This window comes from Sphingomonas sp. R86520, assembly GCF_042466285.1.
Taxonomy (GTDB): Bacteria; Pseudomonadota; Alphaproteobacteria; order Sphingomonadales; family Sphingomonadaceae; genus Sphingomonas.
Map to the genome: position 1 here is coordinate 1 of NZ_JAXHBZ010000002.1, position 25,935 is coordinate 25,935.

Annotated in this window: 27 protein-coding genes, 4 pseudogenes and 1 other annotated feature; of the genes and pseudogenes, 23 read left to right on the top strand and 8 right to left on the bottom strand. The window is 59.2% G+C overall.

Annotated elements, in window-relative coordinates; genetic code table 11:
* From SJY41_RS20305 to SJY41_RS20340, 8 genes and pseudogenes are all read left to right on the top strand, one after another.
* Positions 1 to 607: pseudogene (locus SJY41_RS20305) on the top strand (transporter); the annotation flags it as partial.
* Between the two features lies 1 nt (position 608).
* Positions 609 to 1,331: a type IV secretion system protein gene (locus tag SJY41_RS20310; protein WP_380784209.1), complete on the top strand. Its 723-nt coding sequence runs from the start codon at positions 609 to 611 to the stop codon at positions 1,329 to 1,331.
* 318 nt (positions 1,332 to 1,649) lie between these two features.
* Positions 1,650 to 2,723 carry a type IV secretion system protein gene (locus SJY41_RS20315; RefSeq protein WP_380784210.1) on the top strand — a complete coding sequence of 358 codons (1,074 nt, stop codon included), beginning with the start codon at positions 1,650 to 1,652 and terminating at the stop codon, positions 2,721 to 2,723.
* 345 nt (positions 2,724 to 3,068) lie between these two features.
* Positions 3,069 to 3,824 (top strand): virB8 family protein, encoded by a 756-nt coding sequence (locus tag SJY41_RS20320; RefSeq protein ID WP_380784211.1) that lies wholly within the window; start codon positions 3,069 to 3,071, stop codon positions 3,822 to 3,824.
* 1 nt (position 3,825) lies between these two features.
* Positions 3,826 to 4,833 carry a TrbG/VirB9 family P-type conjugative transfer protein gene (locus SJY41_RS20325; RefSeq protein ID WP_380784212.1) on the top strand — a complete coding sequence of 336 codons (1,008 nt, stop codon included), beginning with the start codon at positions 3,826 to 3,828 and terminating at the stop codon, positions 4,831 to 4,833.
* A 1-nt stretch (position 4,834) separates the two neighbouring features.
* Entirely contained in the window at positions 4,835 to 6,154 is a 1,320-nt protein-coding gene (gene virB10, locus SJY41_RS20330; RefSeq protein ID WP_380784213.1) for a type IV secretion system protein VirB10, read from the top strand.
* A gap of 3 nt (positions 6,155 to 6,157) precedes the next feature.
* A complete protein-coding gene (gene virB11, locus SJY41_RS20335) occupies positions 6,158 to 7,180 on the top strand; it encodes a P-type DNA transfer ATPase VirB11 (protein ID WP_380784214.1) in 1,023 nt (340 codons plus the stop codon).
* Between the two features lie 12 nt (positions 7,181 to 7,192).
* Positions 7,193 to 9,118: a type IV secretory system conjugative DNA transfer family protein gene (locus SJY41_RS20340; RefSeq protein ID WP_380784215.1), complete on the top strand. Its 1,926-nt coding sequence runs from the start codon at positions 7,193 to 7,195 to the stop codon at positions 9,116 to 9,118.
* 24 nt (positions 9,119 to 9,142) lie between these two features.
* Here SJY41_RS20340 and SJY41_RS20345 read toward each other — a convergent pair whose 3' ends face one another.
* Positions 9,143 to 9,406: a hypothetical protein gene (locus SJY41_RS20345; RefSeq protein WP_380784216.1), complete on the bottom strand. Its 264-nt coding sequence runs from the start codon at positions 9,404 to 9,406 to the stop codon at positions 9,143 to 9,145.
* Between the two features lie 337 nt (positions 9,407 to 9,743).
* Positions 9,744 to 9,799, top strand: a sequence feature (sul1 is cis-regulatory element that is thought to sense ions involved in sulfur or methionine metabolism; They are found in Alphaproteobacteria).
* Positions 9,800 to 9,966: 167 nt separating this feature from the next.
* Here SJY41_RS20345 and SJY41_RS20350 point away from each other — a divergent pair.
* The 4 genes from SJY41_RS20350 to SJY41_RS20365 all read left to right on the top strand — a co-directional run bounded on the left by SJY41_RS20350 (position 9,967) and on the right by SJY41_RS20365 (position 12,953).
* On the top strand, positions 9,967 to 10,635 hold the full coding sequence (locus tag SJY41_RS20350; protein WP_380784217.1) for a serine O-acetyltransferase: 669 nt from the start codon (positions 9,967 to 9,969) through the stop codon (positions 10,633 to 10,635).
* Positions 10,635 to 10,892, top strand: a complete 258-nt coding sequence (locus SJY41_RS20355; protein WP_380784218.1) for a hypothetical protein — start codon at positions 10,635 to 10,637, stop codon at positions 10,890 to 10,892. Before SJY41_RS20350 ends, SJY41_RS20355 begins: the two co-directional genes overlap by 1 nt.
* A gap of 109 nt (positions 10,893 to 11,001) precedes the next feature.
* Positions 11,002 to 12,234 carry a fatty acid--CoA ligase family protein gene (locus SJY41_RS20360; protein ID WP_380784219.1) on the top strand — a complete coding sequence of 411 codons (1,233 nt, stop codon included), beginning with the start codon at positions 11,002 to 11,004 and terminating at the stop codon, positions 12,232 to 12,234.
* Positions 12,231 to 12,953: an SDR family NAD(P)-dependent oxidoreductase gene (locus SJY41_RS20365; protein WP_380784220.1), complete on the top strand. Its 723-nt coding sequence runs from the start codon at positions 12,231 to 12,233 to the stop codon at positions 12,951 to 12,953. The genes SJY41_RS20360 and SJY41_RS20365 overlap by 4 nt, the downstream gene beginning before the upstream one ends.
* A 124-nt stretch (positions 12,954 to 13,077) precedes the next feature.
* Here SJY41_RS20365 and SJY41_RS20370 read toward each other — a convergent pair whose 3' ends face one another.
* Together SJY41_RS20370 and SJY41_RS20375 are read right to left on the bottom strand one after the other, a co-directional pair.
* Positions 13,078 to 13,695: a recombinase family protein gene (locus SJY41_RS20370; RefSeq protein WP_380784221.1), complete on the bottom strand. Its 618-nt coding sequence runs from the start codon at positions 13,693 to 13,695 to the stop codon at positions 13,078 to 13,080.
* A gap of 308 nt (positions 13,696 to 14,003) precedes the next feature.
* Complete coding sequence (locus SJY41_RS20375) at positions 14,004 to 14,234, bottom strand: hypothetical protein (RefSeq protein WP_380784222.1); 231 nt, start codon at positions 14,232 to 14,234, stop codon at positions 14,004 to 14,006.
* Between the two features lie 207 nt (positions 14,235 to 14,441).
* Here SJY41_RS20375 and SJY41_RS20380 point away from each other — a divergent pair, with 207 nt between their 5' ends.
* From SJY41_RS20380 to SJY41_RS20395, 4 genes are all read left to right on the top strand, one after another.
* Positions 14,442 to 14,744 (top strand): type II toxin-antitoxin system HigB family toxin, encoded by a 303-nt coding sequence (locus tag SJY41_RS20380; RefSeq protein WP_380784223.1) that lies wholly within the window; start codon positions 14,442 to 14,444, stop codon positions 14,742 to 14,744.
* Positions 14,745 to 14,767: 23 nt separating this feature from the next.
* Complete coding sequence (locus SJY41_RS20385) at positions 14,768 to 15,136, top strand: type II toxin-antitoxin system HigA family antitoxin (protein WP_380784224.1); 369 nt, start codon at positions 14,768 to 14,770, stop codon at positions 15,134 to 15,136.
* A gap of 332 nt (positions 15,137 to 15,468) precedes the next feature.
* Complete coding sequence (locus SJY41_RS20390) at positions 15,469 to 15,624, top strand: helix-turn-helix domain-containing protein (protein ID WP_380784225.1); 156 nt, start codon at positions 15,469 to 15,471, stop codon at positions 15,622 to 15,624.
* The gene (locus SJY41_RS20395) at positions 15,621 to 16,916 is read left to right on the top strand and encodes a type II toxin-antitoxin system HipA family toxin (protein ID WP_380784226.1); all 1,296 of its coding nucleotides are present in this window, start codon (positions 15,621 to 15,623) and stop codon (positions 16,914 to 16,916) included. The genes SJY41_RS20390 and SJY41_RS20395 overlap by 4 nt, the downstream gene beginning before the upstream one ends.
* 200 nt (positions 16,917 to 17,116) lie before the next feature.
* On the opposite strand, the pseudogene SJY41_RS20400 reads toward SJY41_RS20395, so the two are convergent.
* Both SJY41_RS20400 and SJY41_RS20405 read right to left on the bottom strand, forming a co-directional pair.
* Positions 17,117 to 17,300: pseudogene (locus tag SJY41_RS20400) on the bottom strand (hypothetical protein); the annotation flags it as partial.
* A pseudogene (locus SJY41_RS20405) lies at positions 17,301 to 17,612 on the bottom strand (ArsB/NhaD family transporter); the annotation flags it as partial.
* A gap of 195 nt (positions 17,613 to 17,807) precedes the next feature.
* Between SJY41_RS20405 and SJY41_RS20410 the strand changes: the two are divergent.
* From SJY41_RS20410 to SJY41_RS20435, 6 genes and pseudogenes are all read left to right on the top strand, one after another.
* A pseudogene (locus SJY41_RS20410) lies at positions 17,808 to 18,260 on the top strand (DNA/RNA non-specific endonuclease); the annotation flags it as partial.
* Positions 18,261 to 18,335: 75 nt separating this feature from the next.
* Positions 18,336 to 18,506 (top strand): hypothetical protein, encoded by a 171-nt coding sequence (locus SJY41_RS20415; protein ID WP_380784227.1) that lies wholly within the window; start codon positions 18,336 to 18,338, stop codon positions 18,504 to 18,506.
* A gap of 26 nt (positions 18,507 to 18,532) precedes the next feature.
* The gene (locus SJY41_RS20420; RefSeq protein WP_380784228.1) at positions 18,533 to 19,552 is read left to right on the top strand and encodes a hypothetical protein; all 1,020 of its coding nucleotides are present in this window, start codon (positions 18,533 to 18,535) and stop codon (positions 19,550 to 19,552) included.
* 10 nt (positions 19,553 to 19,562) lie between these two features.
* Positions 19,563 to 20,321: a hypothetical protein gene (locus tag SJY41_RS20425; RefSeq protein WP_380784229.1), complete on the top strand. Its 759-nt coding sequence runs from the start codon at positions 19,563 to 19,565 to the stop codon at positions 20,319 to 20,321.
* A gap of 25 nt (positions 20,322 to 20,346) precedes the next feature.
* A complete protein-coding gene (locus SJY41_RS20430) occupies positions 20,347 to 21,420 on the top strand; it encodes a M4 family metallopeptidase (RefSeq protein WP_380784230.1) in 1,074 nt (357 codons plus the stop codon).
* Complete coding sequence (locus SJY41_RS20435) at positions 21,420 to 21,752, top strand: protealysin inhibitor emfourin (RefSeq protein WP_380784231.1); 333 nt, start codon at positions 21,420 to 21,422, stop codon at positions 21,750 to 21,752. Before SJY41_RS20430 ends, SJY41_RS20435 begins: the two co-directional genes overlap by 1 nt.
* 40 nt (positions 21,753 to 21,792) lie before the next feature.
* Here SJY41_RS20435 and rpsU read toward each other — a convergent pair whose 3' ends face one another.
* A complete protein-coding gene (rpsU, locus tag SJY41_RS20440) occupies positions 21,793 to 21,993 on the bottom strand; it encodes a 30S ribosomal protein S21 (protein ID WP_056483632.1) in 201 nt (66 codons plus the stop codon).
* A gap of 204 nt (positions 21,994 to 22,197) precedes the next feature.
* On the opposite strand from rpsU, the gene SJY41_RS20445 reads away from it, so the two are divergent.
* Positions 22,198 to 22,419, top strand: coding sequence for a hypothetical protein (locus SJY41_RS20445; protein WP_380784232.1), 222 nt, complete (start codon positions 22,198 to 22,200; stop codon positions 22,417 to 22,419).
* Positions 22,420 to 22,496: 77 nt separating this feature from the next.
* On the opposite strand, the gene SJY41_RS20450 is transcribed toward SJY41_RS20445, so the two are convergent.
* Positions 22,497 to 22,706: a hypothetical protein gene (locus SJY41_RS20450; RefSeq protein ID WP_380784233.1), complete on the bottom strand. Its 210-nt coding sequence runs from the start codon at positions 22,704 to 22,706 to the stop codon at positions 22,497 to 22,499.
* Positions 22,707 to 22,824: 118 nt separating this feature from the next.
* Positions 22,825 to 23,346: a DUF937 domain-containing protein gene (locus tag SJY41_RS20455; RefSeq protein ID WP_380784234.1), complete on the bottom strand. Its 522-nt coding sequence runs from the start codon at positions 23,344 to 23,346 to the stop codon at positions 22,825 to 22,827.
* Positions 23,347 to 25,935: the final 2,589 nt, after the last annotated feature.

Sequence of the window (25,935 nt, forward strand, 5' to 3'; positions counted from 1 at the left end):
CGAGGTGTCGATGGCGGCGCGGTTCGTCGGCTTCGACATGACAGATTTCCTGGAGAACCCGGAGATCCGCACGCCGACGATGCTGTATCTCTTCCACCGTGTCGACGAGTTGCTGAACGGCCAGCGTGTCGTGGTCGACGTCGACGAGTTCTGGAAGGCGCTGGAAGACGAGGCCTTTCGCGCCTTCGCGCAGGATGGTCTCAAGACCTTCCGTAAGCGCAACGCCTTCATGGTGTTTGGCACCCAGTCGCCAGCTGACGCGCTACGCTCGTCGATCGCGCACTCGATCATCGAGCAGTCGGCAACCAAAATCCTGCTGCCAAATTCGGACGCCAAGCGGTCAGACTATTGCGACGGGCTTGGGCTAACGGACGCGGAGTACCGGCTGATCCGTGAAGACCTTACTCCAGAGAGCCGGGCCTTCCTGGTGAAGCAGGGGCACACGTCGATCGTCGCCAAGCTCGACCTCGGCGGAATGCCCAACGAGTTGAAAGTGCTTTCTGGTCGCGAGGAAACCCTCGTCGCCATGGAGGAGGCCATTGCCCATGCGGGCACCGATCCCGCGGCGTGGCTGCCGCACTTCTACGCCAACCAAAGGAGAAGCTGACATGCCGTTCAAGCGCGTCATCATGTTCGTGAGCGCGCCGGTCGCGCTCGCTGCCTTCGCGTCATCGACCTCGGCCCAGGGCATCCCCGTGTTCGACTCCTCGAGCTACCTCCAGGCGCTCGCGACAGTGCAGCACACCGCCACGATGATCCAGCAGGGTGAGCAGCAGATCACCACGGCGACGAACACGCTCAACTCGTTGTCGAAGCTGACCAACGTCAACAGCATCGCCCCACAGCTGCTTCAGCCGCAGGTTCGCAACATACTGCCGAGCACGACGATCGACGCCTACACCTTGTTGAGCGGCGATCTGACGAGGATCGGAGCGCTCGGCTCGCTCGCCTCGCAAATTCAGTCTCGGTACGCCCTATCATCTTCCGGCTCGGAAGCGGATGCTGCTTACAGCCAGGCGCTGAAGGACGCGACGGGTTCGTCTGCCGTCACGGCTTCGTTGGGCGAGAATACGCTCAGCATCGCTCAAACCCGGATGCAGGGCCTCGACCAGCTCCGAGAGCAACTGTCCAGCGCCAAGGATCCCAAGGATGTCATGGATCTGCAAGCGCGGATCTCGGTCGAGCAGGCGCAGCTTCAGAACGACATGCTTAAGATGCAGGCGATCCAGATGGCGCAAGCCGGTCAGGCGAATATGCAAATCAGCGCCGCGCAAGTCGCAGCGGGTCGCGACGAAGCGGCATTCTTCAGTGCAAACACGATTAGGAAGTAGTCATGCGCAAAAGATTTTCCGTATGCACTTTTCTTGTTGCATGCTCATGCCAACAAAATGTCGTGGTTCCCACTGCGAAAGAGTTAATCAACAGCCCGCAACTCCTCACGAAGTGGCAAAATAAGTGCGATACGGGAGAGTATAGCCGACTCCCTGCTGATGTTAGCGCAAAAATGTGTGCGACAACTCGCGACGCCACGATCTCAGTTGCTCAGATGAAGGCTGGAAACGAGGAAGCGGATTTTTTCAGAAATAACACGATCCGGAAAAATTAGAATCCCTTGCTGCATTTTGATTACCGAAGATCGGAACCGCCGTATGCCCGCCGCTCCAATCAACATCATGTCACTGTTTACAACGATGTATTCGTATGTGGAGAGCGCCATAGCAACCTCGGTTGCTATCTTTGGGTCGGGCCTTGTAAGCTTCGTCGCGGCCCCTTTAGCACTGGCAGCGATCATCTACTTCTTGCTACTGGGCTTTGCCGTGTTGCGAGGTGCCATCCAAGCGCCGCTTCGCGAGCTGGTATTTCAGGCCGGCAAGGTCGGTTTCGTTCTCGCAGCTGCTACCGCTGTCGGGTATTCTGCGTTCGTGGTGAACGTCGTCACCAACTTGCCTGACGAGATCATCGCGGCTGGATCGAGCACGCCTGTTACGAATCCAGGTACCACCTTCGACACCTATGTATCCGATACTGGCAAGCTGTCGGAGAAGCTGATCAATGCAAATCTGAAGGTCCAGTCGCAAGAGCAAAAGGGCTTCACAGATTTACGTACGCCAGTAATCCAGCTTAGCGCTACCTTGATTACCTATCTCTGCGTCGCGGTCCTGTATATTTTTGCGTTCTTATCCGCCTCGATTGGCTTTTGCATCGTCATCTTCGCCAAGCTGTCAGTATCGATTTGCGTTGCGCTCGCACCACTCGCACTGGCCTGTCTGCTGTTTAATTCTTCACACTGGCTTTTCGACGGGTGGTTGAAGCAGACCGTCAATTTCATCCTCTTGATGGTCGTTATGGCGATCATGACTAAGTTCATCACTGGCCTTCAGGAAGCCGCGATGAACGGGATTATGAGATCAATCCCGGATGATGGCTCATCCTTCCTTATGACGCAGAACGGCTATATCGTTCTAAAAGCTGCCGTGATGCTTGTCGCGACGGTCTCCTGTTCGGCGATCTACGTCGTAGGCATGATCTTCTTCTTCCAGTCGCCGGCGATCGCCGCAGGCATCGCAGGCGGTGCGTCGTCAGGCGGTCACGGCTTCCTGCAGACCGGCGCGAACATGTTGACCAACCGTCTCATGTTCCGCCGCGCCACCCAGCAATCCCGGCAACCCGCGAGTTCGGGGAACGCAGGGGGCTCGGCGTCTCGCTCCGGCCCGGGAGCCTGAGCGCACCCTTGCCCCATCAACTTCGAAAGCCGCCAGCGCGGAACGATACGAACGGAGACCGTATGAAAAGGCTAACCATCGTAGCGTCATGTGCGCTTGCACTTAGCGGCTGCACCGGGGCTCACATCAAGCCGCCTGCCGTCTGTGATGGCAAGCATCGGCGTCCAGCGAACCTCTACGGATCGATCCTGCCGAGCCTGCCTGTGCCGTTACCGGCATCGCAGCAGGGTGCAGGACAGTCGATGGTGGCACCGCCCCCGCCCGCCCTAGCTCCCGAGCCGTTTCCAGTTCCTGCCCCCGCCACTGGCAGCGCTCCCACAACGCCCTCAGGGCCAGGTGCCATGAATGCACCGCGATCGGCGCCGCGCACGTCCCTTCGGGACGCTGCGCCCTCTTACTTCTCGTGCTGAAGGGATCGACGCCATGGGCGCGGTGAAGGTCGAAGATAAACAGGACTACATCCAGACATCGAGGACCTGGGAATACGACCGGATGCGCGCAGCCATACAGTCGAAGCGCCTGGCTTGGGGTGTCGCGACGGGTGCGTGCGCCCTCGCTGTCGTTTCGGTTGGCGCCGTTGCGATGCTGGCGCCGCTCAAAACCGTCGAGCCCTATGTTATCAGGGTTGACAAGGCTTCAGGTGAAACGCAGGTCGTAACAGCCCTGAAGGGGCCGCAGCCACGCACGTACGAGGATGCGGTCAATCGCTACTTCATCTCGCAATATGTGCGTTTGCGCGAGGGCTGGCTGAATGATGCGGCCCGCGAGAACGCTTACACCGTGATGCTCATGAGCGACCAACCAGAAAGCGGTCGCTACCTTGGTGGCGTCCAGTCGAGCAACAAGAACGCGCCATCCAGTATCTATGGCGACAAGGGCTACGTCTCGATCTCGATCCGAACGATCAGCTTCCTGAGCCCAACCGTAGCGCAGGTGCGCTTCACCAAGATCATCACCTTCGGTCAGAACACCCAGGTCGCGCAGAACTGGAACGCGATTCTGACATTCAGATACACCGCGGCACCGGAGCACGAGAAGGATCGGAACATCAATCCGCTCGGCTTCCAGGTCGTCAATTACCGCTCTGATCCGGAGGCGTGACATGAGCAATCGACCGAACACCTCGGACGATGGCGATCGTATCGCCGTCCCCTTCATACCCGCCATGCGCAAGAAGCTCGGCGTCCGTCTGTCTCCGCCGGCGACCAAGTTGGTAATGACGGACAGCGGCGCGAAGAGCCGCTTCTGGCGCGGCGTCGGTGCGATCTGGCACCGGCTTGTCGCCTTCTCCATTGTAGGGGCCGCGGCGACCACGCTGATGCCGCATGCCGCATTTGCCTCCCAGACGCCCGTGTCAGGCGGCAAGGACACGCGGGTTCGCAACGTCAATTACGATCCCGACCAGGTTGTGACGATCGTGGGCAGCTTCCGCCATGCGATCGAGATTCAGTTCGGCCCAGGCGAGACCGTAACCCAAGCGGCCTTGGGCGATACCGTGTCATGGCAGATCGCACCGGTCGGCAATATCGTCTTCCTTAAACCACGCGAACGCGCGGGCGGGACGAACCTGATCGTTGTCACCAACGCGGCCGGATCGCCGCGCACCTACCACTTCAATCTAATGCTCGGCACCGGACAGCAGATGTACGGGGTCCGCTTCCGCTATCCGCGCGAGGAGCGCGCGATGGCGGCGCTGCAGGTGCAGCGCGCGCAGGCGCAGACCGCCAAGGCGGTCGAGACCAACGTCGCTCAAGCCGCACTCGATCATGCCGTTATCGAGGGCACCCGCAACATGAACTACACAGTGCAGGGCGACTCCGCTCTGCAGCCAGCCGAGGTGTCCGACAACGGCGAGTTCACGGTGCTGCGCTATCCAGGGCACGCGGACATTCCGTCGATCTTTGCAGTCGACGTCGACGGGACCGAGACGATCGTCCCCTACGACGTGCGCGAAGATTTTGTGGTGATCCATGCCGTCTATCGCCAGCTCCGCCTCAGGCGCGGGACGTCAGTCCTTTGCATCTACAATGAGGCACCACCGCGCAACGATCGGGGGGACCGGACAGGAACCGTCTCCAATGTTGTGACCCGCAAAGTCAAGGGGCAGTAAGATGGTCAGTACCGTGATTGACCGAGGCGGCGATATCGCCGGCGATACCGTTCCTCCCAGCGAGCACGATACTGTCGTCGTGCGCAGCGGCGGTTGGGGCAACATCGCCTTCATCGGCGCCGGTATCGGCCTTTTGGGCGCAGTAGGCGGCATCATGATTGGCTATAGCGCGTTCCATCATAGCGCGAGCGCCACGGGCTCGGCGCAGCCTGCAAAGGCGAGCGAGCGGTCAGTGGACGATGTGATGGGCTCGCAGAACGCGCAGCGGGCGGCACTCGCCGGACAGCTCGGTCAGCCAGGCGCTCCCCAGACCGACATATTTGGCCGGCCGATCGGCGGGACGCCGGGTCAACAGATTGTCGACGCGAACGGCAATGCTGTGCCTGTCACACCAGCGACAGCGTCGGCGACGACAGCAAACGGGCAGCAAACTCCAGAACAGCGTCGCGCCGAGCAGTCGCGGACGATGGCAGATGCCGCTCGTCGCTCGCCAATCATGGCGTTCGGGACCTCAGGCACGGCCGCAGCAGCGCTTCCAGACACAACGATGGCGGAAGCGCAACCGCAGCAACAAGGGTCGGGCCAGGACGAGGGCCAGTCCCGATCTGGCGGTCAGACGATCGCTGGTCGGCAGGGCTTCGGGGCAAGTGGCTTTGGCACTCCCAATGAGGAGGCCGGACCAACGGGCAAAGGTTCGACTGATTTCAACGATCAGCTCGGTCACGCGTCCATTCAGACGGTCCGGGCGACAATGGTCCCCGATCGCAATCTCCTGCTGAGTGCGGGCACCGTCATCCCCTGCACGCTTCAGACTGCGATCAACTCGACTCAGGCAGGCTTTGTGTCCTGTGTCATCAACCACGACGTCTATTCTGAGAACGGCCGGATCGTCCTCCTCGACAAGGGGACCAAGGTGCTCGGGCAATATTCAGGCGGCATCGCGCAGGGTCAGGCGCGTTTGTTCGTCCTGTGGACGCGCGCGCTGACGCCGCGCGGCGTCGCGATCGATCTCGGTTCGCCCGCGGCCGATAGCCTCGGACGCGCCGGCTTGGCCGGCGGGGTGGATACGCAGTTTTGGGCGCGGTTCGGTGTCGGGCTTGTCATCTCGGTGCTGGAGGATGCCTCGCAGATTGCCAGTCGGTCGTTCGCCGGTGAGGGCAGCAATACCACACAGGTCCCCAGCACCACCGGGTCGACCGTCCTTCAGCAGACGATGCAGATCAGACCGATTTTGAAGAAGAACCAGGGCGATACGGCCGCGATCTTTGTCGCCAAGGACTTCGATTTCCGTTCGGTCTATGACGTGGGGTTGAGGCGCTAGGCGATGGCTTCCACTGTCACGTCGCTGATCTACGAGCATAATGCAGCGCCTATTCAGCGGCACCTCGAGCGCGACGATGTAACCGAGCTGGTTATCAACGGGCCGGGTATGATCGGCCTGGAGACGCGTGAGGGGTGGGAGTGGCACGAAGAGCCGGCGTTGGACAACGCCGCCCTCATGACGCTTGCAAAGCTGATCGCGGGTTTAACCAAGCAGGACATCAATTCGGAATACCCGATCTGCTCGTCGGTCTTACCGGGTGGCGAGCGCGCGCAGGTCGTGGTCCCCCCGGCTGTCGAGCAAGGCTTCATTTCGATCACAATCCGCAAAGCCTCCGGCGTGACGATGGACATCGATGATTTTGAGCGCGCAGGGCTCTTCAGCGAGGTTCGCGCTCATGGTCTGCACGCCGACGTCGACGGCAAGCTGCTGAAGCACCGCGACGCCGGCGATTGGAAAGCGTTCTTCAAGCTGGCGGTCGAGGCCCGCAAGAACATCCTGATCTCGGGTGCCACGGGGTCGGGCAAGACAAGCTTCTCCAAGGGGCTGATCAAGCTAATCCCGGACTATGAGCGGATCCTGACGATCGAGGACACGCGCGAACTCGTCGTGCCCCAGCGTAACCACGTTCACATGATGTACGCGAAGGACGGCAAGAGCCTTCAGAAGGCGGGTGCGAAAGAGCTACTGGAATCTGCGCTGCGGATGCGCCCCGATCGTATCCTCCTCCAGGAGCTGCGCGACGGCACCGCTTTTTTCTACCTGCGCAACGTCAACAGCGGTCATCCTGGCTCGATCACGACCGTCCACGCCAACACGGCTGAAGGCGCGCTCGAGCAGCTCACGCTGCTGGTTAAGGAATCGGAAGGCGGCAACGACCTCGACCGCCACGACATACGGACGCTGCTGCGCTCGCTGGTCGATGTTGTCGTGCAAATGCACCGACTGCCCCCCGGGAAAGGACAGCCGGCGCGCTATCGCATGACCGAGGTGTGGTTCGATCCAGCGAGTAAGCCGAACGACTGAGAGGATATGACCATGAGCGGTAAGTGGGTGCGTAGCGACGAGGGGGCGCAGCCAGGTGCCATCGCGTTCTTAGGGTTGATCGGCTTCATGGTGAGCACGACGATCGGCGCAATCGTCGTGCTTTGGAGTGCACACCTTCTCAGTGTCCACACGCCGTGGCGAAAGGTGCCGGCCGCGCTCTGGGCGATGAAGAACTACCCGATCGTCTATAAGCCGTTCCTGGTTGGATTTGGGATCGGCTTAACCTTGACCGTCATCGCCATCGTGTCGACGCTGTTCAAGCGGCAGAAGCTCCACGGCGAAGCGCGTTGGTCACGCGCCGGCGAAGTTCACAAGGGCAAGTTGCTGTCCGAAACCGGGATCGTCCTGGGTAAATTCGGGCGCAAGGTCATGCGCTTTGGCGGACCCGAGCATGTCATGCTCGAAGCTCCCACCCGCGCCGGCAAGGGTGTGGGCGTCATCATCCCCAATTTGCTCGACTGGCCGGACTCGTTGGTCGTGCTCGATATCAAGCAAGAGAACTATGACAACACCGCCGGGTACCGAAAAAACGTCCTCCGTCAGCAGGTCTTGCTCTTCAATCCTCTCGATTCCACCGGTCGTACCGTGCGCTGGAATCCGCTGAGCTACATCAACCGGCGCGACCCGGTTGGGGTCATCAACGAGCTCCAGAAGATCGCGGCGATGCTCTACCCCGATCCGCTGACCGGCGAAAAGTTTTGGGCCGAGGGCGCACGAACCGCATTCCTAGGCGTCACCGCTTATATCGCCGCAACCGTTGACGATGGCGAGGACACCCTGCCCTTTACTCTGGGTGAGGTCTATCGCCAGTTTGCGGCCAGTGATGCCCAGCGGCGTTTTGCGAAAATCATCGCCGCTCGGGAGAAGGCTGGTAAGCCGCTGTCGACCGCATGCGTTTCGGCAATTCAGGATTACACCGGCTCGTCAGCAAACACGTTTTCCGGTTTGCGCCAGTCGGTCACGTCGAAGATCAATGGCTGGCTGAACCCGTATGTCGATGCGGCCACGTCCGAAAGCGATTTCGATCTAAGTGAGTTTCGGGACAAGCGTATCTCGCTCTATCTCGGGGTATCACCTGACGATCTGGACCGGGTTGCGCCGATCTATGGCCTGCTGTTCCAGCAGCTCATTGACCGCAACGTTCGCGAGCTGCCGAAGGATGATAAGCACCAGATCAAGGTCCTTCTCGCGCTCGACGAGTTCGCCAGCCTTGGCAAATGCACCGTACTGGCGAACGCCTTCAGCTACGTCGCTGGCTACGGGCTGCGAATGCTGCCGGCGTTCCAGTCGCTCGAGCAAATCCAGGGGGTTTATGGCGACAAGGTAGCGGCAGACATCGAGCGAAATTGCGCGGTGCGTCTCGTGCTTCGGCCGGCCGGTTTGGCGGAGGCCAAGAAGATTTCAGACCAGCTCGGCAGCTACACGTTCCGGGCGCGCTCGCGGTCGATGGGAACGTGGGGCGGCGGTGGTGGCTCCACATCCGACTCCGATCAGCGCCGGCCGCTTATGCTGCCGCAGGAGGTCGAGCTGCTGCCGGAGAACGATCTGATCGTCTTCCGGCGTGGCATGTACGCAACCTATGGAAGGAAAGTCCGCTATTATGCCGAGAAAAAGCTCGCCGAGCGGACCAAGATCCCCGCACCAGAAATGCCGCCAATCCGCATCGACCTAGCCATCGCCGCCAACAGCCTTCGCGTGATCGAGGCGTCCGCGGCCAGCGGGGAAGCGAACACAGCTTCGCCCATCTTTGCGCTGGCGTCCGGACCTGAAAATGAGACCGCAGCTGGTAATTTCAAACGATCGGTGACCCCGTTCAACCAAAGCGCCCTTGATGCGGCGAAAGCTGCGCCTGTCCAACGGCGCACCAGCATCCTGTTCAATCGTCTCCTTGTCGTGAAGCAGTCCGACGCCGCCTAATGCCGGACATGGGAGCGCGCCAGATCAGGCTGCTTCGAGCGCGCCGCTGGCGACAAGTCGATCGGCCACGGCATCCATCGCCACGGCACAAAGCGCGGAGCAGCCATGTTCGCAATTCAAGCCGTCCCACCACAGAGCAAACTCCTCCGGGCAAGCATCAAAGCTGATCAGGCGTTCTAACGGGAAGCCTTTCGGGCGGCGCGCCTCCGTGACGAGCGAGTCCGCAATCTGCCAGGTCAGTTCTTCAAGGCAAGAGCCGTCCTCATATCCGGGAAAGCACAAGCGCATAGCCGCCGCTCTTCCAGCCACCTACATTCGGATCGACATGGCCCATGATGCGTCAGGCGACACTGATGCGCAATGTTTGCTATCCTCTCCAAACCGGCCATTTTTGCTAACGCCAGTTTTTGCCATTCGAGCCGCAATGTGAAAGCCCGCCTTAGCGGAATCATTGTGTATTCATACGCGATATCATTGTAATCAGAGTTATAGTGCTATTGCAGACGTTTTGTTATGGTACGCAATATTGCGTCAGACGAAAAGCAGACGCCACGATCACTCTTTTGGATGATGGTCCTAAGAACGATTGAGTCGAGGTAGTGACCGCGTAGCCTGTCTGTATTCGCAAGGACCCGGTGAAATTCCGGGTGGCTATTCTGGCCGCCGATCCGCCAGACAATTAGCCTTCGAGCACAGGGCAAAGTACCGAGCGATCCAATCACCTAGGCTGCGCGTTTAGATATAGAATCCGCCCATTTCATGGCCGGACCAAGTGTTTTCACGCGGTAAGAATTTGGAAAATTCAGGTAGAATCCTGATGCTCGGTTTCGTTGGTGAGGGGGAAACCAATGAGCTTAAATGTAAAGATCGAGAAATACCGTCTGCAATGGCAGCTATACTCGAACAAAGCCGAAAATGATCTGATTGAAAAATATGGTCTGATAGGGTGCCTTTGGCATGATTTTCGGACTCATGATCTGGACTGGAGCCTGCCCGGCTTTCGAGCGATCGCCACCTACAGATTTGGCACATGGGCGAGAACAATATCATTGCGCCCGGCTAGGCAGGCAATTCTAATATTTCATCTATATATGTTCAGGCTTGTTCGAAATCGCTATGGTATCGAACTTTATCTGACTTCGCAGATCGGCCGGGGCGTTAGGTTCGGTCATCAGAACGGTATCGTCATACATCGATTTGCGAGGATTGGCGACCGCTGCTTAATTAGACAGGGTGTCACTTTCGGAGAGGGTGGTCTGAACAAAGACAACTTTGCCGATAAGATTGGGCCAGTCGTTGGAAACGACGTTGATATCGGCGCGGGAGCGGTCCTCATTGGAAATGTAAAGATCGGCGACCGCGTTCACATTGGACCGAATGCTGTTGTGATTACGGACATTCCGGCAGATGCTACTGTCTTCGCGCCCATGTCCAAAATCATCTCTCGTGTTCGGCCGGCCGAGAATAATCACGCGCCTATCCCGTGCGTGCTGCATCTTGAAAGGGAGCTTAGCTGATGAAAATCGAGCAAATTGAAGGCGTCATCCGCGATGGCTTCTATCAGGCGCTGGGCTCCAACGCGGAAAATGGTCTCATCACCTTAGATCATGGTTCTGTTTTACTAGAGAGCGGCCTGGACTCTTTGGGTTTCGCGGTCCTGGTGTCGCACCTTGAGGATGACCTTGGATGGGATCCATTTACCTTGTCCGATACACCATATTACCCTCAGACCTTCGGTGAATTCGTGAGTTTTTATGCCTCAAACCAGCCTTAGTCGCCGCTTGGAGGAGCGCGGGGGTCACGAAGCCCAATTAGTATGGTCTCAAGACCGTATCTGGTCGCTTGCCGATCTTTTGACGTACGTGCCTACTGATATCGGGTTGATGAGAACGGTTACCCTTCATCTTGCCGACCCTATCAAACTCGTATCTGCACTCGTGAGCCTCGATGGCTACGCAGAACGCATCGCGTTGGCATCGGGCGACATGCCTTTGCGGGATGCGGTTTCGATTGCCGTGGACGCCGGAGGCGGTGTGATCGTAACGGACTCGAACGATGAGACTGCGGTCAGCGCGGTAGATGTCGTCCGCTGGGTTGCCAATGACGAGGGCACTCGTCGGGGACGCCCGGCCAACCATAGTATGCAGCAAACCAGGTGGGTTTTCGCAACGTCCGGCACGACGGGTACGCCGAAACTCGTTGAGCACACCCTGGAGCATTTGCTGCGCGCGATCAAAACTGATGATGGACGATCGCTACGTTGGGGTCTTCTCTTCAACGCTGCACGCTTCGCCGGCGCGCAAGTCATGCTGCAGGGTCTTTTAGGCGGAGGCGGACTGCTGCTGCCCCCTAACGGATGCTCACTAAACGATAGTGTGGCGTTCTTTGGAAACGCGGGCTGCACAGCCTTGTCAGCGACTCCGACAATGTGGCGCAAGATACTGATGACCTCTAGAGCCGAACGTTTAACTTTGAGGCAGATTACCTTGGGCGGAGAGATAGCCGATGCCACTATTCTGAACGCTCTTAGCGTCCGATTTCCTCACGCGCGGCTTACCCACATCTATGCCTCAACCGAGGCTGGAACGATCTTTCCAGTTCATGATGGACTTCCCGGATTTCCATCCGCTTATCTCGAACTGCGCTTGGGAAGGCCTGAGGTGCAAGTACGTGATAGCAGGCTATATGTGCGCCTTAAAACAGGAAGCGCATTCTATGTGGGGACTGGCGCTGCGATCACGGGAACAGATGGGTTTGTAGATACTGGCGACATCGTTCGGCTGGATGGTGACCGCTTCCTCTTTGTCGGACGTGCTAACGGAAGCATTAATGTAGGCGGAAACAAGCTTCACCCGGACGAAGTTGAAGCAATCCTATTACGTCACCCCGACGTCCTTGCCGCTCGTGTGTACGGCAAAAAGAACTCCGTAATGGGCGAACTTGTAGCAGCCGAACTTGTCAGTGCAGATGGCGATCGCGACACCGCTAGGCTTACTGCTGATATTCGATTGCATTGCGGGTCATACCTCGACCCATGGAAGGTGCCGGCGATCATTCGGTTCGTGACCGAAATCGCGACTAATACGAGCGGCAAGGCTGAAAGGAAGGTGCATTGAAACGAGTACTGGTGACGGGGGCCGGAGGCGGGATCGGATCTGCGGTAGTCCGTCGCCTACTACAAGACGGATTTGAGGTCTGCGCATCAGGCCGAACTGAGACTGATGAACTGCTCAGTCTCGGCGCAAGGTATCCAAACAGCTATTCATTTCATATGCTCGATCTGGCAGAAATTGATCGGATCGCTCCTTTCGTCCGTGAGCTGACGCGGACTGATGGATTCTTGTACGGTCTCGTCAATAATGCCGGATTAGGTACGGAAGGCGTTCTTGCAACTATGCACAATACGCAGATCGAAGAGGTCATGCGAGTTAATGCGGTCGCGCCGATTATCCTTACCAAATACGTCTCGCGAGGTATGATGGCCAACAGGCAGGGCCGCATCATAAACATCTCGTCGATCATCGCATCGACCGGCTTTACCGGGCTGGCAGCCTATGCGGCATCTAAAGCCGCGCTTGAAGGTTTTACAAGATCCCTTGCCCGCGAACTTGGCAAACTCAACATCACCGTGAACGCCGTGGCACCGGGTTTCGTCCAAACTAAAATGACCGACGGATTAGCAGGTGATAAGCTTGGATCGATCCAGCGGCGAAGCCCGCTTGGATGTCTAGCAACCCCCGAAGATGTTGCCGGCGCGGTGTCGTATATTATTGGAGACGACGCACGATCTATCACCGGCACCGTCTTAACGGTTGATGCTGGAAGCACCGCATAACATATAGAATTTAGCCTCATGAGCTACCGATGTTGGAGTTATAGCCGTCCCGTACAATGTCCCACCTCCTATAGCGCCGCTCTCTTTGTTGCGGTTTAGATTCAATCGTTACCCGTACTCCGAGCTATCCTTCTAAAACATCTACATCAGTGGATTTTTTATTTATGGTCTGTCTATATGCGGCCACGATGCGCGACACGGTGGGTTCGCTGACAGCGTAAAGGCGGGCCATTTCTGCGCCGGATTTGCGACCGGAGGCAACGGATTCGGCAATTTCGTGACGTTGCTTCTCAGCAAGCTTGTGTCGTCGTCCCCCGATTCTGCCTTCTGCGCGGGCTTGAGCGAGGCCTGCGCTCGTACGTTCGCGGATCATCGCGCGTTCGAACTCGGCGAAGCTACCGACCATCTGCATCATCATGCGTCCTGCGGACGTGGTGGTGTCGATCGCTTCGGTCAACGAGCGGAAGCCGGCGCCCGCAAGCTCGATCCGCTCCATGATATGCAGCATGTCCTTCAGGCTGCGCGACAACCGATCAAGTTTCCAGACGACTACCACATCCCCGTCACGCAACTGCCCAATCATTTCCATGAGCTTGGGCCGATCCCACCTCCCACCGCTCGCGGTTTCCTCGAACACCCGCCTACAGCCAGCCGTATGAAGCGCGCAGCGTTGCGTTGCGTTCGATTGGTCATCGCCCTTCGATACACGGGCATAGCCGATCAGATATGGTTCGCGGGTCATCCTGCGTCTTTCACAAACGGCCGTATCCGGAGGCGGAAATAGGAGTGACGGGTTTCCTCCGCCTTCCTTCTTTCACAATCCTCTTTCATTGAGCATGCATAAGGCAAGAGGTTTTTTGGAATAAGCCCGCACGCATTCCAATGACCGAGCGGCAGCGCGCCGAGCTCACTTTCCGGTTTATATCAACAGCGAAACGACCGAGGGGTTCCGAACGTAGTTTAGGTGCAAGCGCCTGTAAGAATGTACATTTATGCAATGACGTTAGGAGCTTATCAGACGGGTAAAGCTGATCGGTGTACGCTGGCTTGCTACCAACGCATTAGGAACGGCGGCCAGCCATGACCGACCGGTAGCGCCTTGGCGTAGCGTTCAGCTTGGCCCTTCGCTTGTACCATCGCCTCGACCCAGCCGGGTGTGCAGCGCTTTGCAGTGCCGTGCTTCATACGCGCGGTCGCGGTCTGACCGAATAGGTCGTCCTCGCCGCGCTGTGCGGCCGCGCGGTCCGCGTCGCCGCGCTGCTTGGCCGAGGATGAAGGCACCCCGCCGGTAGCCGTCGATGAAGCCTTGCGTGTTTGCAAACTCGGACCCGCCGGTATCGCGCCACTGCGCGATGAACGCTTCGATTTCGATGTCATCCCATGTGAGCATCTAGGGGTAGGAACGATAGCGGGATAACCACTGTCCAAAACTTTCCCAATATGGGAACTGTGCTTGTTTCCCGTAACGGGAAATGCTAATTAGTGACTATGAGGATTATCGCCAGGAACAAGCTGATCGCGTTCTGGTCGAAGCACCCCACGACAGAAGCCTCTTTGAAGCACTGGCATGAGGTCGCCGGGGCGGCTGATTGGCAAAGCCCCTTGGACGTCGTTGCCGACTTCTCGAAAGCGAAGTCGATCAACGGCGAGCGGGTGCGGTTCGAGGTGGCAGGCGGTGATTATCGTATGGTGGTGGCGTTTGATTGGAAACGGTCGATTGCCTTCATCAAGTTCGTTGGGACGCATGCTGAGTATGACAAGATCGATGCCCTGACGGTGAGCCTGTTTTGACGATGCCTATTGGAGCTGGTGCGATGCACATTCGTCCTATCCGGACCGACGAGGACCACGAAGCCGCGTTGCGGGAAATCGAGGCGCTATGGGGAGCCGAGGAAGGCACCGACCCCGGCGATCGGCTCGACGTGCTCGCCACGTTGGTCGAAACCTATGAAAGCCGCCGCTGGCCTATCGAGCCACTTGATCCGGTGCGCGCGATCGAGGCGGCAATGGAGATGAACGGCTATACGCGTGCTGAGCTGGCCGCGCTGATCGGTCAGTCACGGGCGACCGAGATATTGGGCCGTCATCGTGCCCTCACACTCCCCATGATCCGCAAGATCGCCGGGGCGTGGCATGTGCCGGAGAAGGTGCTGGTTCAAGACTATGCGCTAGCCAAGGCGTAAATCGGACGGTTGGAGAAGACCTATCGTACTGAGCGTCATCGATTGGCGCAGCATATTGGACACTCATTCCCAGCTGTCCAAACAACAGGCACAGCAAAAGGCGAGACATACGCAACGCCCGAAATTTAGCACATTCGCAACAAAGCCAAACACGCCAAGACGTTCCGATCGGTACATTATTACTAGCTCCTAGTGAATGAGAGGGCATATGTCCCGATCGGGAAATTTAGCGGTTGCCAAAACGCTGCAGCGGCCGATATTCCCGATCGGGAAAGGATTGATATATGAGTCCTAGGCAACTTGGCACCGCAGTTCGTGAGGCTCGACGCAGCATGGGGCTGCGCCAGGATCAGTTAGCCGGCGCTGCCGGTGTGGGTTTGCGCTTCATTGTCGAGCTTGAGGCTGGCAAGCCAACGATCCAGCTGGGTAAGGCCATCCAGGTGCTCGACACTTTAGGATGTGCACTCACCGTCGATGATCGATCGTGAACCGCGCCCTCAAGGTATTATGGGATAGCGATCGCGTCGGCACCCTCCGTCTCGATGAGCACGGCGACATGGTGTTCAGCTATGACCGGACGTGGTTCGAGGACCCCACCAAGCTGGCGATCTCTGCCTCTTTGCCTAAGCAGGCAGATCCTTTCGGTCGTCGCGCGTCACGCCCCTTCTTTGCAGGCCTTCTTCCTGACGAGCATCAACGTGCCGGGGCCGCGCGCGTGCTCGGCGTCTCCAAAGGCAATGATTTTGCGTTGCTGGACGCACTAGGCGGCGATGTCGCCGGTGCCCTGGTGTTGTGGCCCGAAGGAGACGATCCGCCTGCGCCATCCAAAACCGACCCACGGATGCTGGATGATGCCGAACTGACCTCGCTGCTCGACGAGCTGCCGCGCCGGCCGATGCTAGCTGGCGAGACCAAACTTCGTCTTTCCCTGGCGGGCGCGCAGCCAAAGCTACCGGTTGTTCTGGTCAAAAACCAGGTGGCCTTGCCCGCATTGGGTCAGCCGACCACGCACATTCTAAAGCCCGCACTTCAGGACTATCCCGGCACCACCGAGAATGAGGCGTTCTGCCTACGGCTCGCGGTCGCAGTCGGACTATCTGCCGCCCCTGTCGAGCCCCGCCGCGTAGGCGAGCGGACCTTTGTCTTGGTCGAGCGCTATGATCGCGCCAAGACGGACAATGCTACTTTTCGGCGGATCCACCAGGAAGATTTCTGCCAAGCGCTCGGCATCGCGCCCGAGTGCAAGTATGCGTCGGAGGGTGGCCCCGGTTTTAAGGCATCCTTTGACCTCGTCCGGAAGGTATGCGTGCGGCCTGCGGTGGACGTGTTGCGGCTGCTTGATGCCGCAATCTTCAACGTTATCATCGGCAATGACGACGCGCATGGCAAGAACTTCAGCTTGCTCTATCGACCGACCGGACCGACCCTCGCCCCGCTCTATGATCTGATGGCGACGATCATCTATCCCGAGATCAGCGCGAAGCTAGCGATGAAATTCGCCAAAATGTCGGCAATTGAAAACCTCGACCGCCGAGTCTGGTCCAAGTTCGCTAGCGATATCGGCGTGTCGGGTCCGTTTGTACTACGGCGCGTGCCCGAGCTTTGCCGTAAGGTCGTCAACTCCTGCCCGTCTGTGGTCCAGCGGATTGCCGACGAGGGGTTCGCCGGTGACATGGTCGATCTGATTGCCGCAACCGTGCAAGAGCGCGCGTTAGCATTAGGCGCGATGCTTGATTCGGGGCTGAGTGCTAAGGACGCCGCGGCTGGCAAGGCAGCTTAGCAGTGTGCTCCTCTGCATTCGGCCACTTCTTGGAGCCGACGCCCGCGGCTAGTTCAAGCCAAGCCAGTGTCATAAAGCCCTGATGGCTACGGGATGCCGTTTGCCGCCAACTACCTAGGTTATTTTCTTCTGGTTGAGCTGCTGCTCGACCGGCTTAAGGATCACGGGCGCGTCGTATTTACGGCAAGCGGCACGCATGATCCCGCAACGGCAGATGGCAAAATGGTTGGCATATCCACGCATGTTAGCAGCCAGGCGAACAGCATAAGCGAGACCACGCCCGGAGCCAGCCAAAGGGAGATTTCCCAGCCGCAACCATGCCCAAAAGGCAAAGCAGCCTGCGATTTCCGCGAGCGATGCGGCCATACGAGTGCTGTCATACATGCTGATCCTGATCGCGAGTGCCGCGAGCGTTACAAGCAGCACCGGAATCGTTAGCGTCGCGCCAACCTTGAAGTAATAGCCCCAGCCGATCCGGATGCCCTTTTGCCCAAGGACATGCAGCCAAAGCAGCGTCGCGAGCGAACCGATCGGCGTGATCTTCAGCACGAGGTCGCAACCGATCATATTAGCGTAAATCATCGCTTCCTTGATCGCGCCTGTGGCGTGCATCGCATAGATCGACAACGCGCCCACCAGCACGGTCAGCATGTTGTTCATTACCAACGGCACAAGCGCGGCAATGATTCCGGTGCCGAACGCCGTACCCAGACCGCTAGCGCGGTGAGCGCCAGCGTCTCGGTTTCCCGCGGTAGAGATCCCTGGGCGTTCGACGGCAGCGTCCCCGAAGAGGCCCAGGTGGGGCACGAGCTCTATGCGAATAATGACTTCGATCGCGGCCATCTCGTGCAGCGCGAAAATCTAAACTGAGGTCCGACTGCCAGCGTAGCCAACCGCGATACCTTCCATTTCACGAACTGTGCGCCACAGCTCTCGGTCTTCAATCAGCGATCCTGGCTAAGCCTTGAGGACTACATCCTCAGCACCACGCGTCGCGTCGGCGAACGTGCGACCGTCTTTACGGGGCCTGTCTTCAGACCCAATGATCCGGTTTATCGCGGCGTCGCTATCCCGCTAGCCTATTGGAAGGTCGTGGCCTTCATCCATGACGATGGTCGTCCATCGGCCCCTGCGAATTTGATCGATCACGATGTCGACCGAGACGCGCAGTCGCTCCTGTTCGGCGCGTTCAGGACCTATCAGCGATCAGTCCTTTCGATCGAAAGCCTGACGAATCTCGACTTTGGTTTGCTGAGGCAATTTGACGGGTTCTCGAACGAGGAAAAGGCGACCGGCGACGTTGTCCGGGTGCTGATTACCAAGGCCGAAGATATTAGGCTGTAGCGGCCGCAAATAGCGCTGTCCTACAAAGAACATATATGGAACATCGGCGGTCGGATCAACAAGGAGAGTCGGACAATGACCGACATGATCGACGGCCCCATGCTCGTAGGTATCGCAGCGCTCATCACCAGCGTCTTCAACATCTTCACGGCTGTTCGCACGCGTGATCGGCCAGCGGACCGTTCGCGTGTGCGAACGATCCCGCGGCGTAGAAAGAGAAGAGAGAATCGCAGTTTAGGCGCATGATGCCCGAAAGCCCGAAGGAGACCGTTATGCGCTGCCGCGTCATTTCCCTTCTGCCCGTACTGACGAGCCTGCCTCTGCTGGCGGGCTGTGCGACAAACGCAATCCAGCTCGAAACCGCGGGGACCGTTCAGGCCCGAGGCCGGGAGGCAGTCCTCGCCACGACGGCCTATTTCGACGCGATAGAGCTGCGCCGTCGGGAGGCTGCTGCAGCGTTGGTCGCGAGCGATCCAAGCTGCCTGCCGGCGACCCCGCTCCACATCCAGGTGCCTACGGCACCGACCGTCCCGCCCGCACCTCTATGTCTTGCGAACGAGGCACCCGCCCCTGGCTATACGGCGTTCGAAATCGACATCGGGAGCAGTCCACGAGCGGTACTGGAACCACGTGTCGCACTGCTCGCCGCAATCAGTGGATACGCTGATGCGCTAGCGGCCATTCTCGACGCCCCCAAGACCGACGTATTAGCCGAGATCACTGCGTTTGCCGATCAGGCCGACCGGCAGGCCCGGTTCACGAACTTCGTCGCCGGCACTGACCTGCCAAACGTCAACGCTGCTGTCGCCAGCGAACAAGGGCAGAGCGTCGTTGCGCTGATCGCGTTTGCCAACGACCTCGCGCGCGAAGCGCGGCAAACCGGCGATGTACGTGCATTGGTCGTCGAACGCGGCGCCGTCGTCGATCGCGCACTGGCATCGCTGTCCGTACAGGTTACGACATGGGGCAGGGGGGCGGCGCGCAACGCCGACGATCTCTACGGCAACGCACTGTTCCGAACCTATCTTCGCAATCGCACCAGTCTGACGGCCGAACAGCGCGAGCAGCTTGCCGCCCGTGTTTTCGCCGCCCGCGAGGCCGCGAAGCAGGGACCCGTACGGGCGGCTGAAGTCGCAGACGCCATTGATCTCACCGCGAAAGCCCAGGCCGGGCTGCGGGATGCCTTGGCAGGTCGCTTATCGCCGCAGCAGCGCCGCGCCGCGGCTCGACTGAACATCGATCGTATCACCCGCGCGCTCGGACTCATCGCGTCGATCGCCACCCCCGCCTGAGGAGGATCCGATGACCACCTTTACCGAGGCCGTGGAGGCTGCAGATGCGCTTATCGATCAGCTTCAGGAAATGACCGAGAACTCCCGCTATCTCCCGCGCTTCGATACAATATTCGGCTTACGCACGGCGCTCGGTAACGAACGCGATCGGTTCGCTTCGTTGCACAGTGGCGAGGCCGTGGACCGACCAGCATTCGCGACGATTCTGGATCGCTGTGAACAGGCGACGATGATCGGCGCCGCGCTTACCCCGAGCGATGCCGAGGTGTCGCGGTACACGGCAGCTGTAGAGCGCGCGATTGCGGCATTTGCCAATGAAGGGGTGGCTTCCGCTCGGCCCGCCCTGCGTGGCGCGCTGCGGCTTCGACGATCATCAACGCCGTTGGTAAGACCCGGACGCCGGCCTGATTCAACCCCCGAGCCATATTACACCAGCCTGATGAAGCTATTCCCAGTCGAGGCGGTAACGCTTTACCCCCTCGCCATAGGCATTGCTGGCACCGATATCGTCATTCGCTTGATCCTGATCGCCATCATCACGCTGTTCGTCATCGCGCTGCGCTGGTTCGGAACGCAGGAGGAGAGTGGGGGAGATGCCGATGTGCTGGCAATCGGCGTGTCGGTCATTTCGTTCGAGCTCTACGCCGCCTCGCTAGGCGGGTTTGGCTACCTCCCGGGCGGCCCGGCGCAGACCAGCCAGTTCCTCGCTTTCATCACCATCATGTGGGTTGCGCTCGTACCCTTCGCGCTCCGCCACTCCCGTCGCTAATCGATAAGGAGACACGATCATGTGTATGTCCACGCACCGGCATTCGCTTCACTGCATCTTGCCACCCTACATCCTCTCCAAGATCGCCGAGAACGGCTCGCCTGCGCTGCGGGCCATGGCAATGCACAGCCTGATGATTGACCCGACCATCCGGATCGTGCGGGCGAGTACCGCCGGCCCGGTCACCGGCAATATCGCCCGACGGCGAGCAGCAGCCGGCAATATCCTGGTCCCCAGTCCACTTCGAACGATCCGTGACGCCGGGAGCGAACCCGAGGCGCCGGGTTCTGTGGTCGTGCGGCGTGAAGGGGAGAAACCGACCGGCGATATCGCGGTCGACGAGGCGTATGAGGGCCTGGGTGCAACGTTTGCGCTGTTCTGGGAGGCCTATCAGCGCAACTCGATCGATGATGCCGGGCTGCCGCTCGATGCCACGGTCCATTACGATCAGGACTATGACAACGCCTTCTGGGACGGCACCCAGATGGTGTTCGGCGATGGCGATGGCGAGCTGTTCAATCGCTTCACGATCGCGCTCGATGTCATTGGTCACGAGCTCACCCACGGCGTCACCGAGAGGGAGGCAGGGCTTGCCTACTTCAATCAGTCGGGTGCGCTCAACGAGAGCATCTCTGACGTGTTCGGCAGCCTGGTGAAGCAGAAGCTGCTGGGCCAGACGGCCGACCAGGCGGACTGGCTCATTGGTGCCGGACTGCTGACGTCTGCGGTCAAAGGCGCCGCGCTGCGGTCGATGAAAGAGCCCGGCACGGCCTATGACGATCCAGTCCTCGGCAAGGACCCACAGCCGGGCCACATGGACAATTTTGTCCGCACCAATCAGGACAATGGCGGGGTTCACATCAACTCCGGTATCCCCAACCGGGCCTTCTACCTGGCCGCGACAACGATCGGTGGAAACGCATGGGACCGTGCCGGTCGGATATGGTACAATGCGCTGCTGGACCCCAATACGCGGGCCAACACAGACTTCGCCGGCTTTGCCCGCGTCACGATCGACGTTGCGGGGCGTTTGCACGGTACGGACAGTGCCGAGACGACAGCCGTCGCCGAAGCATGGACAGCTGTTGGAGTGATCTGATGCGGATCGGCAAGGCTTGCGACGAGACCGTGACGGGCGAAGCCCGGGTACGGATCGAGGGAGGCCTCGCCCATTTTCCCGGCCGTGCAAAGGAGCGGACCATTTCGTTCGGCGACCTTGCAACGCCGGAGCGTCAGGAACTCACCAGCCTTGCCGACCAGGCTGACTTTTTCGGTTGCGAGCCATCGACCGATATCGCGAGGCCGGATGCGCGCACGTATACGGTTGGCCTGACGATTGATGGACGAAGCCGGGAGATGCGGCTCGCCGAGCCGATCCGTGACCCCGCCATGGCGAAGCTCGTCTCCGTCGTTCGCCGCCTAAGCAAGTAGCACGCACAAGCACGGTGACGGTCTAACCAAACCCTGAGTCTTACTGATCCTTCTCGGCGCGCTTGCGATCAGCCTTGCGCGCCCGGCTAACAGCCGCTGCGTGTTCGCGAGCTCGCTTCTCCGACGGTTTCTCAAAATGGCGGCGTAGCTTCATCTCGCGGTACACACCTTCACGTTGCAGCTTCTTTTTCAGAACGCGAAGAGCCTGGTCGACGTTGTTGTCGCGAACGATGACCTGCATGAAACCTGACTTTCGAGATTGCGTCGACGATTAAGACGGTCACGTCTATAAGCCCAGCAGGCACGTGCCAAGTCCCTGATTAAATTGCCAGCTTTAAACGCATTTATCTTACGCGACTGTAATTAATCCGGCCCCATGCCGAAACGATTTCTACGCCGCAGCGCCTGGGCATTGACACTGATCCATCAGGCTGGAGAAGGCCCCATGACCAATTCCGACATAGCTGCCTATCGTGTACAACTGCTACCGGCGCCGATGGTAATCGACGCTGATGGCCTCCCAGTCGCCAATTCTCATGTGGTTGAGATCGTATTTCTAGGGGACACGATCGATACGACGCTGGGCAAGGTGAACACGATCGTCGGGCTGGGAACTGCGAAGATCATCGTTGAGGACGCGACGTACCGCGGGATCAGCCTTTGCTGAGTTTGCGCGTCTCCGTCCGACGTTGGTCCGCGATGGTCGGACTATGCAATGCCAGCAGGGGAATGTCCTGACCGCCCTCAGTGAGCTGGCCCCGTTTCTGCGGGCGAAGGCGCCACCGTGCCCTGAGTCGGCTGGGCCGGAAGCGTCTGGCTACCGCGCGGCGGTCCGTTCGGCTCTTTCTGGAAGCCCTGCGCGGCGAGCCAGCAGATCGTGATGACGAGCGCTACGATCAACGCGAAGATGACGATCGCGACCGGGCCCGCCCGCTTGTTTCCTCGTCTCCGCATCAAAAAGGCTCCCCCATTAAACTATCAATGTCTGCGCTTTGCGTAGGCCAATTGCTGCGGGATATCCGCGAACTGCAATGCCACGCTGCAGTCGATCAGCGCAGGCTTAACAATCGCCCTATCTCCGCGTGCCGAGGATCGAACCGAGAATACCCCCTAGACCGCCCCCAAGACCACCACCTGCTGCTCCGGTAGCGTCAGGACCGCCGAGGCTACCAAGTACGGAGCCAAGGATCCCCCCAAGGCCGCCTTGCTGTCCGCTGGTGCGCTCCGTCAGGTGACCGGCTACCAGCATCACCAGGATCGGCAGCATCTGCTTCAAAAGCGCGGAGTCCAGTCCGCTACCCTGTGCGGCGTGGTCGGCAACCTCGCGGCTGACATCCTTCGAGCCGAAGATACCGCCGAGGAGCTGATTACCTCTATCAACTTGTGTTGGCTCGGCTCCCAACACGTTAGACGCTAGGTCTGCACCGCCAAGTGTGTTTACATGAGCATCTATCTGGGTCGTGTTGTCGCTCATGCCGCCTAATACGGAGGGCAACAACGCCTCGGCGCCGCGCTGAGCTTGCTCGCGCGGTATACCGAGTTGAGCAGCAAGTGCGTCGATGCCGCCAGCTGGCAGTAACTCGTTGAGGTTCATGTTGGCTTCCTTCTTATGACAAGCATCAACAGCTGCGGACGTGCATGGGTCCTGGAAACGCCGATACGGCTGGGCACCAGCCAAATTAAAGGTGCATCGTACTTCGCTTGGATGCTCAGTCGGGCAGCCTGGCAGCGGGCGAGCGGATAGATAGCCCGGAAAGCCAGCTGAGCCCCCAATGGCAAGCAACACTGCCCCCATAATCGCTTTCTCACGACGCCGGAGCAAAAACGAGCCCGCTAGTAACCCTCACCGAAGCGGAGGAGGCGGCGGTAATCGCGGCGTCACACATTACTGGCGCTCGACGATTGCCTCTATGCGTTGCAGCCGTCGATCCCGCATCTGACACGTGTGGATCGGCGTCGAAAGTGGAACCCCGGTAGATTTGCGCCAAGCCAGAAACTGCGTTGAAGTTTTACATAACCGGGGTCCAGATCGGCGCTGATCGTGCCCCCTCCTTGCCCCATACATCCAAAAGATTACAGGCAGTTGCGCCGCTCACAGCGGGTTCTCACTTTCAACGCCGATCCACAAATCGGGCCACTGCCTCCTTCCCTGTCCGTCTACATATGATAATGCGGTTCCCGCCTTTATCGCTGATGTGAAGGAGGGCGGCTTCTATAGCTGGCCGTACAGCTACAGGGGAAGAACCCTGATCCAGGGCTGCGCGACGTTCGCGCCGCGAAGTAGGCTGGCCGCGACAGTGCGCTCGCTGAGCAGCACTGAGCCGACGACGTTATTTGGCCATTACGTCCGCGAGGGAGCGCAGCCTTTGCATGACCCGGTCAACAGCGATTGCTGGCGCAGGTCCAATCCAAAGAGCTACACCACTGACCGATCGATCCACGGTCGGTTCGAAAGCGGCTTCGTCGACGGGATGGACTGACGCCTTTGACCTTACACCGCGGATCGGCGCGTAAGGACACCGCGATGGCGACATGTCCGACGCGATCCTCACCTATCTCGAAGGTGCCGGCAACAAGATGGAACGCGTCTACATCTTCGCAGAGGTCCCCACCCGGGGACGGTTTTCGAGGTCTGGTAGCGACAGCCTGGAGGGGCCGGAGGGCGCCCTCCGCGCTTCGGAAGCCCCCCTCGCCGCACTGCTTGGCGATTGTGTAGCGCTGTTGCCCGACGCCATCTCCGAAAATGCTGCTGCGGCCCCGCTGGCCTTCACCTCCAATGCCGTTACCCGTTGGGTTAGCAGGTCCAGATCGAGCTTTTCGGGCGTTGCCTCCAGCGCATGTACTTTCAGTTCGAGTTCGTCGATACGCTTGTTTGCAGCCGCTAGGCGCACCCCTGTCTCAAACTGACTGGTCTCCCGAACGATCGGGTTCTCGCTAGGCGACCGTTTGGCAGCCGGTGGATCGCGATGCCGGTCGCACGCGACTAACGATACTAGGCATACGAAGGATAGCAGCGCTGTAAGTAAATTTCGCATCTTGGGCGCTTATATCGGGGGACCCCAACTGTCAGGTCCCATCGCGCACCCCTTACGCGTTCTCGGCAGACGAACAGGACCGCGGCCCTCAAGCTTTGCTGTAAGAAGGCAGGAACTCGGATGAGAACGCTCGAAGACCGCAGGGACCAGACGGTCCCGGGAAGGGGTTGCGCATGATCGTATGTAGCAGTTCCAAAGTCTGACAGCTTTGACGAGTTTCGACGTTTGAGGAACGCGGACACACAGACAGGTGGCGATCACCTGTAACATAAGCCTTCGTTCCGTACCTCACCGGCTCGCCTCGATGCGTCTTTGAGCATGTTGCGTCGGCTTTACTTCTGCCTATCCCCCGCCCAATCCTGAGTTTTTTCGTGCCCGAACTGCAGGTAACCTCAACATCGCGTATGACGAACACGATAGTCATCAACCCTTTTCGCGGCGAGTTCGACCTACGCCCGACGCGGGCGGATCTGTTCGTTTGGGCGATCTGTCCCGGTCGTCAAACGGACGCCATTTGTTGAGCCGATGATCTCTTATCATCGAGACTCCGCATCTCTTGCACTCTGACCGCCAGTCCGATGTGTCGTGCCAGACTTTGGCCTTACGCCGGTAATGGCCGATCAATGCACATAGCAATCCCATCACCTTAGAAACCTCATTTTTTCAATGTTAGCAAGCTCCTACGGCTTGCTAGAAGGCCCGATGCGCGACTGCGGGCGACGAGGACTCCGCTGGCTCCATAACCCGGGCGCCGCTGGGCAAGAATGATGCTTCAGCATGCTGCCTACACCGGCGTTCTGCCGTATCGTCAAAGCCGATTGCGCAATCGGCCGCACCTAACACAACACGCCGACATCGCGGCCGTTCAGAAGCACCCGAAACACAGGGGGTCAGCGCGTTTTTAAAAGAAACCCTTCAGCGCTAGTGACGAATGGAACGTTTGCGACCTGATGTTCCAGTTTCAATAGGTCGGCGCGGCAGGCAGCGTATCGAACGTGTCTCCATCGCACTTACCAGTCTGGGAGATGGTAACCTGCCCAGGGTCTGTCCGGGCGCTCCACCCCCGCTAGGCGATTTCAGCAGCCTACTTGGCATTGCGCAACGCTGTACCCGGACTTTCCCGCAATCGCATAATTATCGGACGCTTT

Coding starts and splice junctions, on each gene's coding strand:
- SJY41_RS20345 (WP_380784216.1), bottom strand. CDS start 9,406: ATGCGCTTGTGCTTTCCCGGATATGAGGACGGCTCTTGCCTTGAAGAA.
- SJY41_RS20415 (WP_380784227.1), top strand. CDS start 18,336: ATGACCGACATGATCGACGGCCCCATGCTCGTAGGTATCGCAGCGCTC.
- SJY41_RS20360 (WP_380784219.1), top strand. CDS start 11,002: ATGAGAACGGTTACCCTTCATCTTGCCGACCCTATCAAACTCGTATCT.
- SJY41_RS20420 (WP_380784228.1), top strand. CDS start 18,533: ATGCGCTGCCGCGTCATTTCCCTTCTGCCCGTACTGACGAGCCTGCCT.
- SJY41_RS20455 (WP_380784234.1), bottom strand. CDS start 23,346: ATGAACCTCAACGAGTTACTGCCAGCTGGCGGCATCGACGCACTTGCT.
- SJY41_RS20315 (WP_380784210.1), top strand. CDS start 1,650: ATGCCCGCCGCTCCAATCAACATCATGTCACTGTTTACAACGATGTAT.
- rpsU (WP_056483632.1), bottom strand. CDS start 21,993: ATGCAGGTCATCGTTCGCGACAACAACGTCGACCAGGCTCTTCGCGTT.
- SJY41_RS20350 (WP_380784217.1), top strand. CDS start 9,967: ATGAGCTTAAATGTAAAGATCGAGAAATACCGTCTGCAATGGCAGCTA.
- SJY41_RS20435 (WP_380784231.1), top strand. CDS start 21,420: ATGCGGATCGGCAAGGCTTGCGACGAGACCGTGACGGGCGAAGCCCGG.
- virB10 (WP_380784213.1), top strand. CDS start 4,835: ATGGTCAGTACCGTGATTGACCGAGGCGGCGATATCGCCGGCGATACC.
- SJY41_RS20445 (WP_380784232.1), top strand. CDS start 22,198: ATGACCAATTCCGACATAGCTGCCTATCGTGTACAACTGCTACCGGCG.
- SJY41_RS20325 (WP_380784212.1), top strand. CDS start 3,826: ATGAGCAATCGACCGAACACCTCGGACGATGGCGATCGTATCGCCGTC.
- SJY41_RS20355 (WP_380784218.1), top strand. CDS start 10,635: ATGAAAATCGAGCAAATTGAAGGCGTCATCCGCGATGGCTTCTATCAG.
- SJY41_RS20380 (WP_380784223.1), top strand. CDS start 14,442: ATGAGGATTATCGCCAGGAACAAGCTGATCGCGTTCTGGTCGAAGCAC.
- SJY41_RS20340 (WP_380784215.1), top strand. CDS start 7,193: ATGAGCGGTAAGTGGGTGCGTAGCGACGAGGGGGCGCAGCCAGGTGCC.
- SJY41_RS20320 (WP_380784211.1), top strand. CDS start 3,069: ATGCACCGCGATCGGCGCCGCGCACGTCCCTTCGGGACGCTGCGCCCT.
- SJY41_RS20425 (WP_380784229.1), top strand. CDS start 19,563: ATGACCACCTTTACCGAGGCCGTGGAGGCTGCAGATGCGCTTATCGAT.
- SJY41_RS20450 (WP_380784233.1), bottom strand. CDS start 22,706: ATGCGGAGACGAGGAAACAAGCGGGCGGGCCCGGTCGCGATCGTCATC.
- SJY41_RS20390 (WP_380784225.1), top strand. CDS start 15,469: ATGGGGCTGCGCCAGGATCAGTTAGCCGGCGCTGCCGGTGTGGGTTTG.
- virB11 (WP_380784214.1), top strand. CDS start 6,158: ATGGCTTCCACTGTCACGTCGCTGATCTACGAGCATAATGCAGCGCCT.
- SJY41_RS20370 (WP_380784221.1), bottom strand. CDS start 13,695: ATGACCCGCGAACCATATCTGATCGGCTATGCCCGTGTATCGAAGGGC.
- SJY41_RS20430 (WP_380784230.1), top strand. CDS start 20,347: ATGTCCACGCACCGGCATTCGCTTCACTGCATCTTGCCACCCTACATC.
- SJY41_RS20310 (WP_380784209.1), top strand. CDS start 609: ATGCCGTTCAAGCGCGTCATCATGTTCGTGAGCGCGCCGGTCGCGCTC.
- SJY41_RS20385 (WP_380784224.1), top strand. CDS start 14,768: ATGCACATTCGTCCTATCCGGACCGACGAGGACCACGAAGCCGCGTTG.